General features: G+C 65.3%; 12 protein-coding genes. 5 read left to right on the top strand and 7 right to left on the bottom strand.

Going from position 1 to position 14,540, the window contains the following annotated elements; translation table 11 throughout:
• Positions 1–314 precede the first annotated feature (314 nt).
• The 4 genes from purM (at position 315) to QMX96_RS03110 (ending at position 3,149) form a co-directional block, all read left to right on the top strand.
• Entirely contained in the window at positions 315–1,373 is a 1,059-nt protein-coding gene (gene purM, locus QMX96_RS03125) for a phosphoribosylformylglycinamidine cyclo-ligase (protein WP_043862550.1), read from the top strand.
• Entirely contained in the window at positions 1,373–2,026 is a 654-nt protein-coding gene (gene purN / locus QMX96_RS03120) for a phosphoribosylglycinamide formyltransferase (protein WP_054914698.1), read from the top strand. Before purM ends, purN begins: the two co-directional genes overlap by 1 nt.
• An 8-nt stretch (positions 2,027–2,034) precedes the next feature.
• Complete coding sequence (locus QMX96_RS03115) at positions 2,035–2,745, top strand: DUF3108 domain-containing protein (RefSeq protein WP_043862552.1); 711 nt, start codon at positions 2,035–2,037, stop codon at positions 2,743–2,745.
• A gap of 221 nt (positions 2,746–2,966) precedes the next feature.
• Positions 2,967–3,149, top strand: a complete 183-nt coding sequence (locus QMX96_RS03110; protein WP_043862553.1) for a hypothetical protein — start codon at positions 2,967–2,969, stop codon at positions 3,147–3,149.
• A gap of 64 nt (positions 3,150–3,213) precedes the next feature.
• Here QMX96_RS03110 and QMX96_RS03105 read toward each other — a convergent pair whose 3' ends face one another.
• From QMX96_RS03105 to QMX96_RS03075, 7 genes are all read right to left on the bottom strand, one after another.
• Positions 3,214–3,753: a DUF2058 domain-containing protein gene (locus QMX96_RS03105; RefSeq protein ID WP_043862554.1), complete on the bottom strand. Its 540-nt coding sequence runs from the start codon at positions 3,751–3,753 to the stop codon at positions 3,214–3,216.
• 26 nt (positions 3,754–3,779) lie between these two features.
• The gene (mazG, locus tag QMX96_RS03100) at positions 3,780–4,610 is read right to left on the bottom strand and encodes a nucleoside triphosphate pyrophosphohydrolase (RefSeq protein ID WP_043862555.1); all 831 of its coding nucleotides are present in this window, start codon (positions 4,608–4,610) and stop codon (positions 3,780–3,782) included.
• Between the two features lie 94 nt (positions 4,611–4,704).
• Entirely contained in the window at positions 4,705–6,945 is a 2,241-nt protein-coding gene (gene relA, locus QMX96_RS03095) for a GTP diphosphokinase (protein WP_054914700.1), read from the bottom strand.
• Between the two features lie 98 nt (positions 6,946–7,043).
• Positions 7,044–8,402, bottom strand: a complete 1,359-nt coding sequence (gene rlmD, locus QMX96_RS03090; RefSeq protein ID WP_088514027.1) for a 23S rRNA (uracil(1939)-C(5))-methyltransferase RlmD — start codon at positions 8,400–8,402, stop codon at positions 7,044–7,046.
• On the bottom strand, positions 8,402–9,304 hold the full coding sequence (gene cysM / locus QMX96_RS03085) for a cysteine synthase CysM (protein WP_162484876.1): 903 nt from the start codon (positions 9,302–9,304) through the stop codon (positions 8,402–8,404). Before cysM ends, rlmD begins: the two co-directional genes overlap by 1 nt.
• Before the next feature lie 175 nt (positions 9,305–9,479).
• Positions 9,480–10,826 (bottom strand): sensor histidine kinase, encoded by a 1,347-nt coding sequence (locus QMX96_RS03080; RefSeq protein WP_282361171.1) that lies wholly within the window; start codon positions 10,824–10,826, stop codon positions 9,480–9,482.
• On the bottom strand, positions 10,827–11,543 hold the full coding sequence (locus tag QMX96_RS03075; RefSeq protein ID WP_043862560.1) for a response regulator transcription factor: 717 nt from the start codon (positions 11,541–11,543) through the stop codon (positions 10,827–10,829).
• Positions 11,544–11,756: 213 nt separating this feature from the next.
• Between QMX96_RS03075 and QMX96_RS03070 the strand changes: the two genes are divergently transcribed.
• Entirely contained in the window at positions 11,757–14,510 is a 2,754-nt protein-coding gene (locus QMX96_RS03070) for a response regulator (protein WP_282361170.1), read from the top strand.
• The last annotated feature ends 30 nt before the right edge of the window (positions 14,511–14,540 follow it).

Here is a 14,540-nt window from a genome sequence, read left to right as displayed (position 1 = left end):
GGTAAATAGAAAGCGCGGTCAGTGAAAAGTGAAGCTCTGACCACCCCCGCGGGTAAAACATTCAGCCCTGCGGTCAAATTTCATTACCTATACCTTATACAGCCCATGGCGCGGCAACCAGCGGCCGTACCGAATCAATGTTTTTATGTCGAATGAGGCCCTGCCCGTCGGCCTGAGGATGGCCGCTACCGGGTAACCCTGATAAAATCGCGCGCCTTCGCAGACCGGCGACGCTCAGGCAGCAGGAAAACCCTCGCAATGCCTGGCAGGTGCCGGTCGATTCCCCCGAATCCCTCCCCCTAAAGGCCTGGATCATGAGCAAGCAACCCTCCCTGAGCTACAAGGACGCCGGTGTAGACATCGACGCCGGTGAAGCATTGGTCGAACGCATCAAAGGCGTCGCCAAGCGCACGGCGCGCCCGGAAGTCATGGGCGGCCTGGGGGGCTTCGGCGCCCTCTGCGAAATTCCGGCCGGCTACAAGCAGCCGGTGCTGGTTTCGGGCACCGACGGCGTGGGCACCAAGCTGCGCCTGGCACTGAACCTGAACAAGCACGACACCATCGGCCAGGACCTGGTCGCCATGTGCGTCAACGACCTGGTGGTGTGCGGCGCCGAGCCGCTGTTCTTCCTCGACTACTACGCCACCGGCAAGCTCAACGTCGACACCGCGGCTGACGTGGTCACCGGCATCGGCGCCGGCTGCGAACTGGCAGGCTGCTCGCTGGTAGGCGGCGAAACCGCTGAAATGCCGGGCATGTACGAAGGCGAAGACTACGACCTGGCCGGCTTCTGCGTCGGCGTGGTGGAAAAGGCCGAGATCATCGACGGCTCCAAGGTGGCTGCCGGTGACGCCCTGATCGCCCTGCCATCGTCGGGCCCGCACTCCAACGGTTACTCGCTGATCCGCAAGATCATCGAAGTGGCCGGCGCCGACATCCAGAACGTCCAGCTCGACGGCAAGCCGCTGACCGAACTGCTGATGGCCCCGACCCGCATCTACGTCAAGCCGCTGCTCAAGCTGATCAAGGACACCGGCGCGGTCAAGGCCATGGCCCACATCACCGGTGGCGGCCTGCTCGACAACATCCCGCGCGTGCTGCCAAAAGGCGCCCAGGCCGTGGTCGACGTGGCCAGCTGGCAGCGCCCGGCGGTATTCGACTGGCTGCAGCAGCAGGGCAACGTCGACGAGACCGAAATGCACCGCGTACTCAACTGCGGCGTGGGCATGGTGATCTGCGTGGGTCAGGATCAGGTCGACAACGCCCTGAACGTGCTGCGCGAAGCCGGCGAGCAGCCTTGGGTGATCGGCCAGATCGCCACCGCTGCCGAAGGCGCCGCCCAGGTCGAGCTGAAGAACCTCAAGGCGCACTGATGCCGAGCACGTCTTGTGATGTAGTGGTGCTGCTGTCCGGCACCGGCAGCAACCTGCAGGCCCTGATCGACAGTACCCGCACCGGCGACAGCCCGGTGCGGATCCGCGCGGTGATCTCCAACCGCGCCGATGCCTACGGCCTGCAGCGCGCCCGCGATGCGGGCATCGACACCGCCGTGCTCGACCACAAGGCCTTCGACGGCCGCGAGGCCTTCGACGCGGCGCTGGTCGAGCTGATCGACGGCTTTGCCCCGCAGCTGGTGGTGCTGGCCGGCTTCATGCGTATCCTCAGTGCCGGTTTCGTGCGCCATTACCACGGCCGCCTGCTCAATATCCACCCTTCCCTGCTGCCCAAGTACAAGGGCCTGCATACCCACCAGCGGGCGCTGGAAGCCGGGGATGCCGAGCATGGCTGCAGTGTGCACTTCGTCACCGAGGAACTCGATGGCGGGCCACTGGTCGTACAGGCTGTGATACCGGTAGTCTCGGATGACACGCCGGCGCAACTGGCCCAGAGGGTTCACAGCCAGGAACACCTGATTTATCCGCTGGCGGTGCGCTGGTTCGCCGAAGGCCGTTTGCGCCTTGGCGAGCACGGTGCTCTACTGGATGGCCAGCCCTTGGCGGCCAGCGGCCACTTGATTCGACCCTAGGAGATTTTATGCGTCGTGCCCTGCTCTTCGCACTTGCCGTGCTTGCACTGCCGCTTCAGGCAGCCGATCTGAAGCCTTTTTCGGCCAGCTACACCGCCGACTGGAAGCAACTGCCCATGAGCGGCACCGCCGAGCGCAGCCTGGCCAAGAACGCCAACGGGACCTGGAGCCTCAACTTCAAGGCCTCGATGATGATTGCCAGCCTGACCGAACAAAGTACCCTGCGCCTGGACAAGGACACCCTGCTGCCGCAGACCTACCACTTCGAACGTGGCGGCCTGGGCAAGGCCAAGAAGGTCGACCTGGACTTCGACTGGTCGAGCAAGAAGATCACCGGCTCCGACCGTGGCGACGCGGTCAACCTGCCGCTCAACCGCGGCGTGCTGGACAAGTCGTCCTACCAGCTGGCCCTGCAGCATGACGTGGCAGCCGGCAAGAAGAGCATGACCTACCAGGTGGTGGATGGCGACGAGATCGACACCTACGACTTCCGCGTGCTGGGTACCGAGAAGGTCAGCACCAAGACCGGCCAGGTCGATGCAATCAAGGTCGAGCGCGTGCGCGACCCGAGCCAGAGCAAGCGCGTCACCGAGCTGTGGTTCGCCAAGGACTGGGACTACCTGCTGGTGCAACTGCGCCAGGTCGAGACCGACGGCAAGGAGTACGTGATCGTGCTGCAGGACGGCACGGTCGACGGCAAGTCGGTCAAGGGCAGCTGACAGGCCGCTAGCGTGCATTACCCGAAACCCCGCCTTGTGCGGGGTTTTGTTTTTGTGGCGTGGCCCTCCCTGCAGACACCAGCCTTGCTGGCGAAGGAGTCGCCTCGACCGTGCGGCATGAAAGATGTTTCATGCGCCAAGCATTTACTTAGGCTGCTAACAAATTCTATAAAAGAGACCTGCGACACGGTGCCGCAGTTAACTGGATTTGGAGTTAGCAGATGACTGTCAAAGTAACTGAGCGCGATGAATCGAAACTGTCCCACGAAGGCCTGGCCGCAGGCGTGCGTATCTGGGATGTGCATCAGCAGGACCAACTGGTCGGCATGTTCCACAACGAACAGGAAGCCCACAGCTACCGGATCGAACTGGAGTACCTCGAAGCCAAGCGCCAACCCCAGTAATTCCCCGTCTTCAGAAACAGCAAACCCCGCCGAGGCGGGGTTTGTCGTGTCTAGCCCAGCAGGCTTACCACATCAGGTCATCCGGGATGACGTAGGCGGCGTACGGGTCGTCCGCATCCGGCGCTTCGACCTGGGTGTTGAGCAGCACGATGCGCTGCGGGTCGCGCTCCTGGATCTTCAGCGCGGCCTCGCGCGGGATCACCTCGTAGCCACCGCCATGCTGCACGATCGCCAGCGAGCCGCTGCTCAGCTTGCTGCGCATCAACGCGTTGACCGACAGGCGCTTGACCTTCTTGTCGTCGACGAAGTTGTAGTAGTCCTCGGTGGTCAGCTTGGGCAGGCGCGACACCTCGATCAACTGCTTGACCTGGGCGGCACGGGCCTTCTGCTCGGCCTTTTCCTGCTGCTGGCGGTTGAGCTCCTGGTCACGCTTGGCCTTCTCGGCCATGGCTTCCTTGGCCAGGCGCTGCTGGGTGTCGTCGACTTCGACCTGGCCTTTGTGCTCCAGGCGTTTCTGTTTCTTCTGTTCTTTGCTGACCTGCTTGACCTGCTTCTGGTTGACCAGGCCGGCTTTGAGCAGTTGGTCACGAAGGGAAAGGCTCATCGGTGTTCACTCACTTATGCAACAGCTCAGCCGCAGCTGGGCAGGTTCTTTTCCTGACGTTTGGCTTCGCCCCAGAGCGCGTCCAAGTCTTCGAGGGTGCAATCTTCAATCGGGCGCCCCATGTCGCGCAATGCCTGTTCGATAAAACGGAAACGTCGTTCGAACTTGCGATTGGCGCCACGCAGGGCGTTTTCCGGGTCCAGCTTGAGGTGGCGGGCCAGGTTGACGGTGGCGAACAGCAAATCGCCCACCTCGTCGGCCAGCGCCGCCGGGTCGTTGTCGGCCATGGCCTGGAGTACTTCGTCGAGCTCCTCGCGCACCTTGTCCAGCACCGGCAACGGGTCGTCCCAGTCGAATCCGACCTGGGCCGCACGCTTTTGCAGTTTGGCCGCACGCGACAGGGCCGGCAAGGCCGCCGGCACGTCGTCGAGCAGCGACAGTTGTTCGGGCTCACCCTTTTCGGCGCGCTCCTGGGCCTTGATCTCTTCCCAGCGCTGCTTGACCTGTTCTTCATCGAGCCGTGGCAGGTCCAGCGGCGCATGGAGCTCGCCGGTGGGGAACACGTGCGGGTGGCGACGGATCAGCTTGCGGGTGATGCTGTCGATCACCCCGGCGAATTCGAAACGGCCCTCTTCACGGGCCAGCTGGGCGTAATACACCACCTGGAACAGCAGGTCGCCCAGTTCGCCCTGCAAGTGTTCGAAGTCGCTGCGCTCGATGGCGTCGGCCACCTCGTAGGCTTCTTCGAGGGTGTGCGGGATGATCGTGGCGTAGGTCTGCCTGAGGTCCCACGGGCAGCCGTACTGCGGGTCGCGCAGGCGGGCCATGAGGTGGAGCAGGTCGTCTAGGGTGTACATCGTGTGCTCTCTGTTCGGCAGGTCTGGCCTCATCGCGGGTCAAGCCCGCTCCCACAAGGATCCTGCAGGAGCGGGCCTGCCCGCAATGGCGCCCTCAAGGCGTACGGTTGCGCCGCGTCTCGATGATGTTGGGCAACTGCGAAATGCGCCCCAGCAAGCGCCCCAGGGCGTCCAGGCCCGGGATCTCGATGGTCAGCGACATCAGCGCGGTGTTGTCCTCCTTGTTCGAACGGGTATTCACCGCCAGCACGTTGATGCGCTCGTTGAGCAGCACCTGCGACACGTCACGCAGCAGGCCCGGGCGGTCATACGCACGCACGATGATGTCCACCGGGTAGGTCTGCACCGGCACCGGGCCCCAGCTGACCTGGATGATGCGCTCCGGCTCGCGACCGGCCAGTTGCAGCACCGAGGCGCAGTCCTGGCGGTGAATGGTCACCCCACGGCCCACGGTGATGTAGCCGACGATGGCATCGCCCGGCAGCGGTTGGCAGCACCCGGCCATCTGCGTCAGCAGGTTGCCAACGCCCTGGATCTGGATATCCCCGCGCTTGCCCGGCTTGTAGCCGGTGGCCTTGCGCGGCACCAGCTCGATGTGGTCGATGCGGTCCGGCTCCACCAGTTGCTGCGCGGCGTTGACCAGGTGCGCCAGGCGCAGGTCGCCGGCGCCCAGCGAGGCGAACATGTCTTCGGCAGTCTTGAGGTTGGCCTTTTCGGCCAGGCGCTCGAAGTCCACCTGCGGCAGGCCCAGACGGTTGAGTTCGCGCTCGAGCAGTGTCTTGCCGGCGGCGACGTTCTGGTCGCGGGCCTGCAGCTTGAACCAGTGCACGATCTTGGCCCGCGCCCGCGAGGTGGTGACGTAGCCCAGGTTCGAGTTCAGCCAGTCGCGGCTCGGGTTGCCGTGCTTGCTGGTGATGATCTCCACCTGCTCGCCGGTCTGCAGGCTGTAGTTGAGCGGCACGATGCGCCCGTTGATCTTGGCGCCCCGGCAGTTGTGGCCGATCTCGGTGTGCACGCGGTAGGCGAAGTCCAGCGGCGTGGCGCCCTTGGGCAGGTCGATGGCGTGGCCGTCGGGGGTGAACACGTACACCCGGTCCGGCTCGATATCCACGCGCAGCTGTTCGGCCAGGCCGCCGATGTCCCCCAGTTCCTCGTGCCATTCCAGCACCTGGCGCAGCCACGAGATCTTCTCCTCGTAGTGGTTGGAGCTGGGCTTGACGTCGGTGCCCTTGTAGCGCCAGTGCGCGCAAACGCCCAGTTCGGCCTCCTCGTGCATGGCATGGGTGCGGATCTGCACCTCCAGCACCTTGCCCTCGGGGCCGATCACCGCGGTGTGCAGCGAGCGGTAGCCGTTCTCCTTGGGGTTGGCGATGTAGTCGTCGAACTCCTTGGGGATGTGCCGCCACAGGGTATGCACGATGCCCAGCGCGGTGTAGCAGTCGCGCATCTCGGGCACCAGCACGCGCACGGCGCGCACGTCGTAGATCTGGCTGAACTCCAGGCCCTTGCGCTGCATCTTGCGCCAGATCGAATAGATATGTTTGGCCCGGCCGCTGATGTCGGCCTTGACGCCCGTGGCCAGCAGCTCGTTCTGCAGCTGGTTCATCACGTCGCTGATGAAGCGCTCGCGGTCGAGCCGGCGCTCGTGCAGCAGCTTGGCGATCTGTTTGTACTGGTCGGGTTCCAGGTAGCGGAACGAGAGGTCTTCGAGCTCCCACTTGATGTGGCCGATGCCCAGGCGGTGGGCCAGCGGCGCGTAGATGTCGAACACCTCGCGGGCCACGCGGTTGCGCTTCTCGTCGTCGGCGCCCTTCACCGCACGAATGGCGCAGGTTCGTTCGGCCAGCTTGATCAGCGCCACGCGCACGTCGTCGACCATCGCCACGAGCATCTTGCGCAGGTTCTCGACCTGCGCCTGCGAGCCCAGCACCAGCGAATGGCGCGGACTGAGGCTGGCACTGATGGCCGCCATGCGCAGCACGCCGTCGATCAGCTTGGACACCACCGGGCCGAAACGCTGGCCCACCTCGGCCAGGGTCACCTTGCCTTCACGCACCGCACGGTAGATGACCGCCGCCACGAGGGAGTCCTGGTCGAGCTTGAGGTCGGCGAGAATCTCGGCGATCTCCAGGCCCGCCTGGAAGCTCGAGGTACCGTCGGCCCAGGAATGCTTGGCCGGGTTACCTTTTTTCTCTATGTCCTGAGCGAACTCGCAGGCCGCCTTGAGGGCTTCCCGGTCCAGCGCCAGGTCGACGCTGACCACATGATCCAGCCATGCTTCGAGATTGATACTGCCGTCGGTGTTGACCGGCTGGTGCACTCTCACCTGTACCATCTTTGTTTACCTTTCCCTACAGCGCATGCTCATGCGCTTGAAAACACGGGTGTCGCCCCTGCCAGATCGAAGGGGCTACACCGGGCGGGCCAGCGTCGCTAACCCACCTCGAATAACGCCATGGCCTCGACATGCGCAGTCTGCGGAAACATGTCGAGGATCCCGGCACATTTTAACCGGTACCCCTGCTTGACCAGCTCGACGGTGTCGCGGGCCAGCGTCGCCGGGTTGCACGACACGTAGACCAGACGTCGGGCGCCAAGTGCGGCGATGTTGCGCACCACCTCGAAGGCACCGTCGCGCGGTGGGTCCAAGAGTACCGCACAAAAGCCTCCTGCCGCCCAGCCTGAAGTCGCCAGAGGCTGGGATAAATCGGCCTGAAAAAACTGCGTGTTATGCAGTTTGTTGCGTTGGGCATTGGCCGCGGCCCGATCGACCATGGCCTGCACCCCTTCCACCGCCACCACTTCGCGGGCCTGCCGGGCCAGCGGCAGGGCGAAGTTGCCAAGGCCGCAGAACAAGTCCAGCACACGCTCGTCGGCCTGTGGCGCAAGCCATGCCAGGGCCTGCTCGATCATCGCGGTGTTGACCTGGGCATTGACCTGCACGAAGTCACCTGGCCTGTAGGCCAATTCCAGATTCCACGGTTCCAGGGTAAACCCTAGCGTGTCCGCTGGATTGGCCGGGGCCGGTTGCCCCTCACCTTGTAACCAGAGTTGTACACCCGCCTCGCTGCAGAACGCCTGCAAACGTGCCAGGTCGGCCTCGACCAGTGGCGCGGTATGGCGCAGCAGCAGTGCCAGGGCGGTGCCGCTGAACAGCTCCACGTGCCCCACCACCTGTGGCTTGCTCAGGCTCTGCAACAGCAGCGGCAGGTGACGCAGTATCGACTGCAAGGGTTGTACCAGCACCGGGCAGTCGTCGATGGCGACGATGTCCTGGCTGGCTTCGGCGCGAAAGCCCACGTCGAGCTTCCGGGCCTTGGCGTCCCAGCGCACCGCCACGCGGGCGCGCCGGCGGTAACCGAATTCGGGGCCGGACAACGGCGCGGCCCACTGCTCGGGCACCACGCCGGCGACCCGCTGCAACTGCTCGGCCAGCAGGCGCTGCTTGAGTTCGAGTTGAGCGGCATGGGGCAGGTGCTGCAGGTTGCAGCCGCCACAGCGATCGAAGTGCTTGCACGGCGCCGGGCGCCGCGCCTCGCTGGGGCTGAACACACGCTCCAGGCGTGCCTCGACCACCTTGCCGTGGGCATTGAGTACCCGTGCCTCGACCTCTTCACCGGCCAGGGCGCCGCTGACGAACCAGGTGCGCCCTTCGAAGAAGGCGATGCCGCGGCCGTCACCGGCCAGGCGCTCGATGCTCAGGCGCTGCTTCTTGCCCGTTGGCACCTGGGGCGCACGGGTACCACCGGTCGGCTGGAAGCGCAGACCGCCATTGCGTTTGGCCTTGGACATCAGTTGGCCGCGTCGAAGATGCCGGTCGACAGGTAACGGTCGCCACGGTCACAGATGATCGCCACCATTACCGCGTTTTCCAGCTCGCGCGACAGGCGCAGCATGGCCGCCACCGCACCACCGGAGGACACGCCACAGAAAATGCCCTCTTCGCGGGCCAGCCGGCGGGTAGTTTCTTCGGCTTCGCTCTGGGCCATGTCGACCACACGGTCGACGCGGCTGGCGTCGAAGATCTTCGGCAGGTACTCGTGGGGCCAGCGACGGATCCCGGGGATCGCCGAGCCTTCCATCGGTTGCAGGCCGACGATCTGCACGTTGGGGTTCTGCTCCTTGAGGTAGCGCGAGCAGCCCATGATGGTGCCCGTGGTGCCCATGGAGCTGACGAAATGGGTGATGCTGCCGCCGGTCTGCTGCCAGATTTCCGGGCCGGTGCTGACGTAGTGGGCTTCGGGGTTGTCACCGTTGCCGAACTGGTCGAGCACCTGGCCACGGCCTTCGGCCTGCAGGCGCTCGGCGAGGTCGCGGGCGCCCTCCATGCCTTCTTCCTTGCTGACCAGGATCAGCTCGGCGCCATAGGCGGTCATGGCGGCCTTGCGTTCGGCGCTGGAGTTGTCGGGCATGATCAGGATCATCTTGTAGCCCTTGATCGCCGCTGCCATCGCCAGGGCGATACCGGTGTTGCCGGAGGTCGCCTCGATCAGCGTGGCGCCTGGCTTGATCTGCCCGCGCAGTTCGGCACGGGTGATCATCGACAACGCCGGCCGGTCCTTGACCGAGCCTGCCGGATTGTTGCCTTCGAGCTTGAGCAGGAGGGTATTGCTGGTCTCGCCGGCCATGCGCTGCAGGCGAACCAGGGGCGTGTTGCCGACGCAATCGGCGATGGTAGGGTACTGCAAGGTCATGGCGTATTTCGCAATCCAGACTGCGGGGGCGCCTATCATACCGGCAAACGGCTTTGGCCCATATCACGCAATGGTTGAGGGTTATAGCCGAGGGATATAAGCAGCCCGCGCGCAGCAACTTGAAACGGTGGTGGTGCATTGGCCGGCAAGGCCGGCGCCTACAGCCGAAGCGGTGCTAGATCACCGCCGGCAGCTGCATGTTCACCCGCAAGCCCTTGGCGTTGTTCTGCGCCCACAGCTGCCCGCTCTGACGCTGCAGGGCATTGCGCGCAATGCTCAGGCCCAGGCCGAAGCCGCCGTTCCCCGGCCGCGAGTCGTCCAGGCGGGTGAACGGCGCAAAGATGTGTTCCAGCTGGGCCTCGTCCACGCCTCCGCCTTCGTCCTCCAGCCACAGCAGCCACTGGCCCCCCTGGCGGCTTCCCGCCAGGCGTATCACCCCGCCCGGCGGCGAGTGGCGAATGGCATTGCGCAGAATGTTCTCCAACGCCTGGGCCAGGCTGTTGAGGTTGCCCTGCACCCAGCAGTCGGCCCCCAGCGTGCACACCAGTTGCTCCCGCGGCCAGCCACTTTCGAAGCAGGCATCCTCCGCCAGCATCTCCCACAACGCCTGCACCTGGATCGGTTCGCTGACCAACTGCGTGCGCTCGGCGTCCAGCCAGGCCAGTTGCAGGGCGTCTTCCACCAGGCGCTGCATGTTGTCCACTTCCCGGCCCAGGCGTTCGCGCAGCGCCTCCAGGTCGGTCTCGCCCTCGCTGGCCACCCGCAGGCGGCTCAGCGGCGTGCGCATTTCATGGGACAGGTCGCGCAGCAACTGCTGCTGCAGGGCCACCGTGCCCTGCAGGCGCTCGGCCATGTCGTCGAAGGCGCGCCCCAGCTCGCCGAACTCGTCCTTGCGGCTGGTGGTGTCGCTGGCCACCCGCGCGGTGAGCCGGTCGGCGCGCCAGGCATTGGCCTGCTCGCGCAACTGGCTCAGCGGGCGAATCAGCATGCGATACAGGCCCACGCAGAACACCAGGGTCAGCAAGCCGGGGATCAGGCCGTTGGTGACCATGCGCCAGAACAGCATGTTCAGGCGCCCCGGCATCAGCCGCCGCGGCAGTTCGATCACCAGGCTGCCCAGGCTGGAGTCGTCCGGGAACGGCACGAGCATCCACGGCGAGCGCGCCGAATGCCGGCTGACCGGCCAGTCGGTGCCGCGCAGAAACGTCAGGCGCTGGCTCTGGGCGTCGGTCAGCGGCACGCTGCCCAGCGATTGCAGGTCGCTGCCGATCACGCCCACGAAACCGCGCTCGCGCTCGTGCATCTGCGTCAGCCACGCATCCACGCCGGCCTGCCCGCCGCGGCGCACGGCGTTTTCGGCCTCGCGGGCGTAGTCTTCCAGGGTGGCGCGCGCCTTGGGCGACAGGTAGGCGTTGCGGATCTCCATGTGCCGGCCCCACTGCCAGCTCAGGGCAATCATCAGCAGGCAGAACACCACCAGTAGCAAGGCCAGCTTCCAGAACAGGGAATGACGGCTGAGCACCTACAGGTCCTCGCTGGCGCTGAGCACATAGCCCTTGCCCCACACCGTGCGCACCTGGCGCTCCAGGTAACCGATGGCCTTGAGCTTGCGGCGGATCTGGCTCACGTGCATGTCCAGGCTGCGGTCATGCCGGGCATAGCCGCGCTGCAATACGTGCTGATAAAGGAATGCCTTGCTCAACACCTCTTCATGGCTGCGGTGCAGGGTGTCGAGCAGGCGGTACTCGCTTAAGGTCAGGCCGGCCCGCTGCTGCCCGTGGAGCACATCGCAGGCCAGTTCATCGAACACCAGTTCGCCCGCGGGCGTGCCCTCCCCCGGCTGGTGCCGGCGCTCCAGCGCCACCCGCCGCAGGATCGCCTCGATGCGCACGCGCAGCTCGACCATGCTGAACGGTTTGGGCAGGTAGTCGTCGGCGCCGCGCTGGAAGCCGGTGATGCGATCGCCTTCGGCGCCCAGCGCCGACATCAGGATCACCGGTATCGAGCTCTTCTCGCGCAGCCGCGCCAAGGCATCCAACCCGTTCAGGCCGGGCAGCAGGATATCCATCAGCACCACATCGAAGCTGCGCTGGCGAGCCATCTGCAGCCCTTCGCGGCCATCGCGGCACCAGGTCACCAGAAACCCGCTGCGCTCGAGCTGCTCGTGCAGGTGGGCACCCAGGACCGGATCGTCCTCGATGGCAAGTATGTTTGAGGCGTTAATGGCGACGGGATTCATTGGCGGGTGCTAGCAATTCTCAATCGCTCGATTATTGAGCATTCCCCCCATGCAAGCAACACGCGCCGACAAAAGCACCTGCGCCTCCTACAATCGACAAAAACAGATACAAATGAGTGCATTAGATACACAGTCGCGGTAATTTTCAGAGTTGGGTCGTCGGAACATGCCGACGAAGGTCCTACAGCGCTAACCGAGCACAGGAGAGTGGGCGTGCTGAATCGATTGGGAATCGGAAGCCGCGTACTGCTGCTCGCCCTGCTCCCGGCCAGCATGATGGCGCTGGTGCTGGGTGGTTACTTCACCTGGTTGCAGCAAAGCGAACTGCAGGCCCAGCTGCTGCAACGCGGTCGCATGATCGCCGAGCAACTGGCGCCCCTGGTGGCCCCGGTGCTGGCCCGCAACGATTCGGCGCAGCTCGAGCGCATCGCCGCCGAGGCGCTGGAGCAGGCCGACGTGCGCGCCGTGTCGTTTCTGCACCCCGACCGCAGCCACCTGGCCCACGCCGGCCCGAGCATGCTCAACCAGCAGCCCAGCGGTGGCGGCACCCAGTTGCTGCAACGCAGCGGCAACGATGCCACGCGCTACCTGTTGCCGGTGTTCGGCCGCCATCGCGAGCTGGCCGGCGAACGGGTTCCCGGTGAAGCCGACCGCCTGCTGGGCTGGGTCGAGATCGAGCTGTCCCACGATGGCACGCTGCTGCGCGGCTACCGCAGCCTGTTCGCCAGCCTGCTGCTGATTCTGGTGGGCCTGGGCGCGACCGCCCTGCTGGCGCTGCGCATGAGCCGCACCATCAACGGCCCCATCGGGCAGATCAAGTTCGCGGTCAACCAGCTCAAGGACGGCAACCTCGAACAGCGCCTGCCGAGCCTGGGCAGCCATGAGCTGGATGAACTGGCCAATGGCATCAACCGCATGGCCGAAACCCTGCACAACGCCCATGAAGAGCTGCAGCACAGCATCGACCAGGCCACCGAGGACGTGCGCCAGAACCTTGAGACCATCGAGATCCAGAACATCGAGCTGGACATGGCGCGCAAGGAAGCCCTGGAAGCCAGCCGCATCAAGTCCGAATTCCTGGCCAACATGAGCCACGAGATCCGCACGCCGCTCAACGGCATCCTGGGCTTTACCCACCTGCTGCAGAAAAGCGAACTGACCCCGCGCCAGCTCGACTACCTGGGTACCATCGAAAAATCCGCCGACAGCCTGCTGGGAATCATCAACGAGATCCTCGACTTCTCCAAGATCGAGGCAGGCAAGCTGGTGCTCGACAGCATCCCGTTCAACCTGCGCGACCTGATCCAGGACACCCTGACCATCCTCGCCCCGGCGGCCCACGCCAAGCAGCTCGAACTGGTCAGCCTGGTGTACCGCGACACCCCGCTGTCGCTGGTGGGCGACCCGCTGCGGCTCAAGCAGATCCTCACCAACCTGGTGAGCAATGCGATCAAGTTCACCCGCGAAGGCACCATCGTTGCCCGCGCCATGCTCGATGACGAAACCGAAGACAGCGTGCAATTGCGCATCTGCGTGCAGGACACCGGCATCGGCCTGTCCAGCCAGGATGTGCGTGCCCTGTTCCAGGCCTTCAGTCAGGCCGACAACTCGCTGTCGCGCCAGCCCGGCGGCACCGGCCTGGGGCTGGTGATCTCCAAGCGCCTGATCGAACAGATGGGCGGCGAGATCGGCGTCGACAGTACCCCGGGCGAGGGTTCGCAGTTCTGGATCAGCCTCAATCTGCCCAAGGCCCGCGACGACGCCGAGGACCTGCCACCCCAGGCGCTGCAAGGCCGGCGCATGGCAATCGTAGACGACCACGAACTGGCCCGCCAGGCATTGGCGCACCAGATGCAGGACTGCGGCCTGGACGTGACCACCTTCACCACCAGCGAGCAGTTGCTCAAGGGCATCGAGGCCGCCTTCCTTGCCGGCCAGCCGTTCGAGCTGGCGATCATGGGGGTCAACCTGCAATCGCTGGCGCCCGAGCGTCTGGGCCAGTACATCCAGCGCCTGGAGCACTTTGCCTGTCAGGCCCTGGTGCTGTGCCCCACCACCGAACAGGCGCTGTACCACCCGCACCTGCCCAATGCCCACGGCCAGTTGCACGCCAAGCCTGCGTGTACGCGCAAGGTGCGCCGGGCCCTGCTCGAGCTGGTGCAGCCCAGGCGCACCAGCGGCGAATACAAGGTGCCCAGCGGCCAGCGCCAGCCCCGCGTGCTGTGCGTGGACGACAACCCGGCCAACCTGCTGCTGGTGCAGACCCTGCTCGAAGACCTCGGCGCCGATGTGCTGGCGGTGGACAGCGGCCATGCGGCGATCAGCGCAGTGCAGGACGAGCACTTCGACCTGGTGCTGATGGACGTACAGATGCCGGTGATGGACGGGCGCGAATGCACCGAACAGATCCGCCAGTGGGAAGCCACGCGCAGCGCTCCGGCCTTGCCGATCGTGGCCTTGACCGCGCATGCCATGGCCAACGAGAAGCGCGCCCTGCTGCACAGCGGCATGGACGACTACCTGACCAAGCCGATCAGTGAGCGCCAGCTGGCCCAGGTGGTGCTGAAGTGGACCGGCCTGCAACTGGGCAGCCCGACCAACGAGCGCGGCGCCGAACTGCCGGTCGACGGCAACGACCTGAAGGTGCTGGACCCTGAGGAAGGCCTGCGCCTGGCGGCAGGCAAGCCAGACCTGGCCGCCGACATGCTGGCCATGCTGCTGGCTTCGCTGGATGCCGACCGCGACGCGATCCGCTGCGCCCGCGAGGCCGACGACCGCCACGCCACCATCGAGCGCGTGCACCGACTCAATGGCGCCACGCGCTATTGCGGCGTACCGCAGCTGCGCGCCGCCTGCCAGCGCAGCGAAACCCTGCTCAAGCAGGACGACCCCGAGGCCCAGCGTGCCCTCGACGAACTGGACCAGGCCATCAACCGCCTGACGACCGTGGCCCGCCAGAGCGCCTGATCTCTGGCAAGGCCCGGGCCTTGCCGGTTG

Source organism: Pseudomonas sp. PS01300 (assembly GCF_029960155.1).
Taxonomy (GTDB): domain Bacteria; phylum Pseudomonadota; class Gammaproteobacteria; order Pseudomonadales; family Pseudomonadaceae; genus Aquipseudomonas; species Aquipseudomonas palmensis.
The sequence above is the reverse complement of the archived record's forward strand: the minus strand, read 5'-3'. Positions and strand labels throughout refer to the sequence as shown.

Excerpts from the sequence above, each read along its gene's own strand:
- purM (WP_043862550.1), top strand. The coding sequence starts at position 315 with ATGAGCAAGCAACCCTCCCTGAGCTACAAGGACGCCGGTGTAGACATC.
- purN (WP_054914698.1), top strand. The coding sequence starts at position 1,373 with ATGCCGAGCACGTCTTGTGATGTAGTGGTGCTGCTGTCCGGCACCGGC.
- QMX96_RS03115 (WP_043862552.1), top strand. The coding sequence starts at position 2,035 with ATGCGTCGTGCCCTGCTCTTCGCACTTGCCGTGCTTGCACTGCCGCTT.
- QMX96_RS03110 (WP_043862553.1), top strand. The coding sequence starts at position 2,967 with ATGACTGTCAAAGTAACTGAGCGCGATGAATCGAAACTGTCCCACGAA.
- QMX96_RS03105 (WP_043862554.1), bottom strand. The coding sequence starts at position 3,753 with ATGAGCCTTTCCCTTCGTGACCAACTGCTCAAAGCCGGCCTGGTCAAC.
- mazG (WP_043862555.1), bottom strand. The coding sequence starts at position 4,610 with ATGTACACCCTAGACGACCTGCTCCACCTCATGGCCCGCCTGCGCGAC.
- relA (WP_054914700.1), bottom strand. The coding sequence starts at position 6,945 with ATGGTACAGGTGAGAGTGCACCAGCCGGTCAACACCGACGGCAGTATC.
- rlmD (WP_088514027.1), bottom strand. The coding sequence starts at position 8,402 with ATGTCCAAGGCCAAACGCAATGGCGGTCTGCGCTTCCAGCCGACCGGT.
- cysM (WP_162484876.1), bottom strand. The coding sequence starts at position 9,304 with ATGACCTTGCAGTACCCTACCATCGCCGATTGCGTCGGCAACACGCCC.
- QMX96_RS03075 (WP_043862560.1), bottom strand. The coding sequence starts at position 11,543 with ATGAATCCCGTCGCCATTAACGCCTCAAACATACTTGCCATCGAGGAC.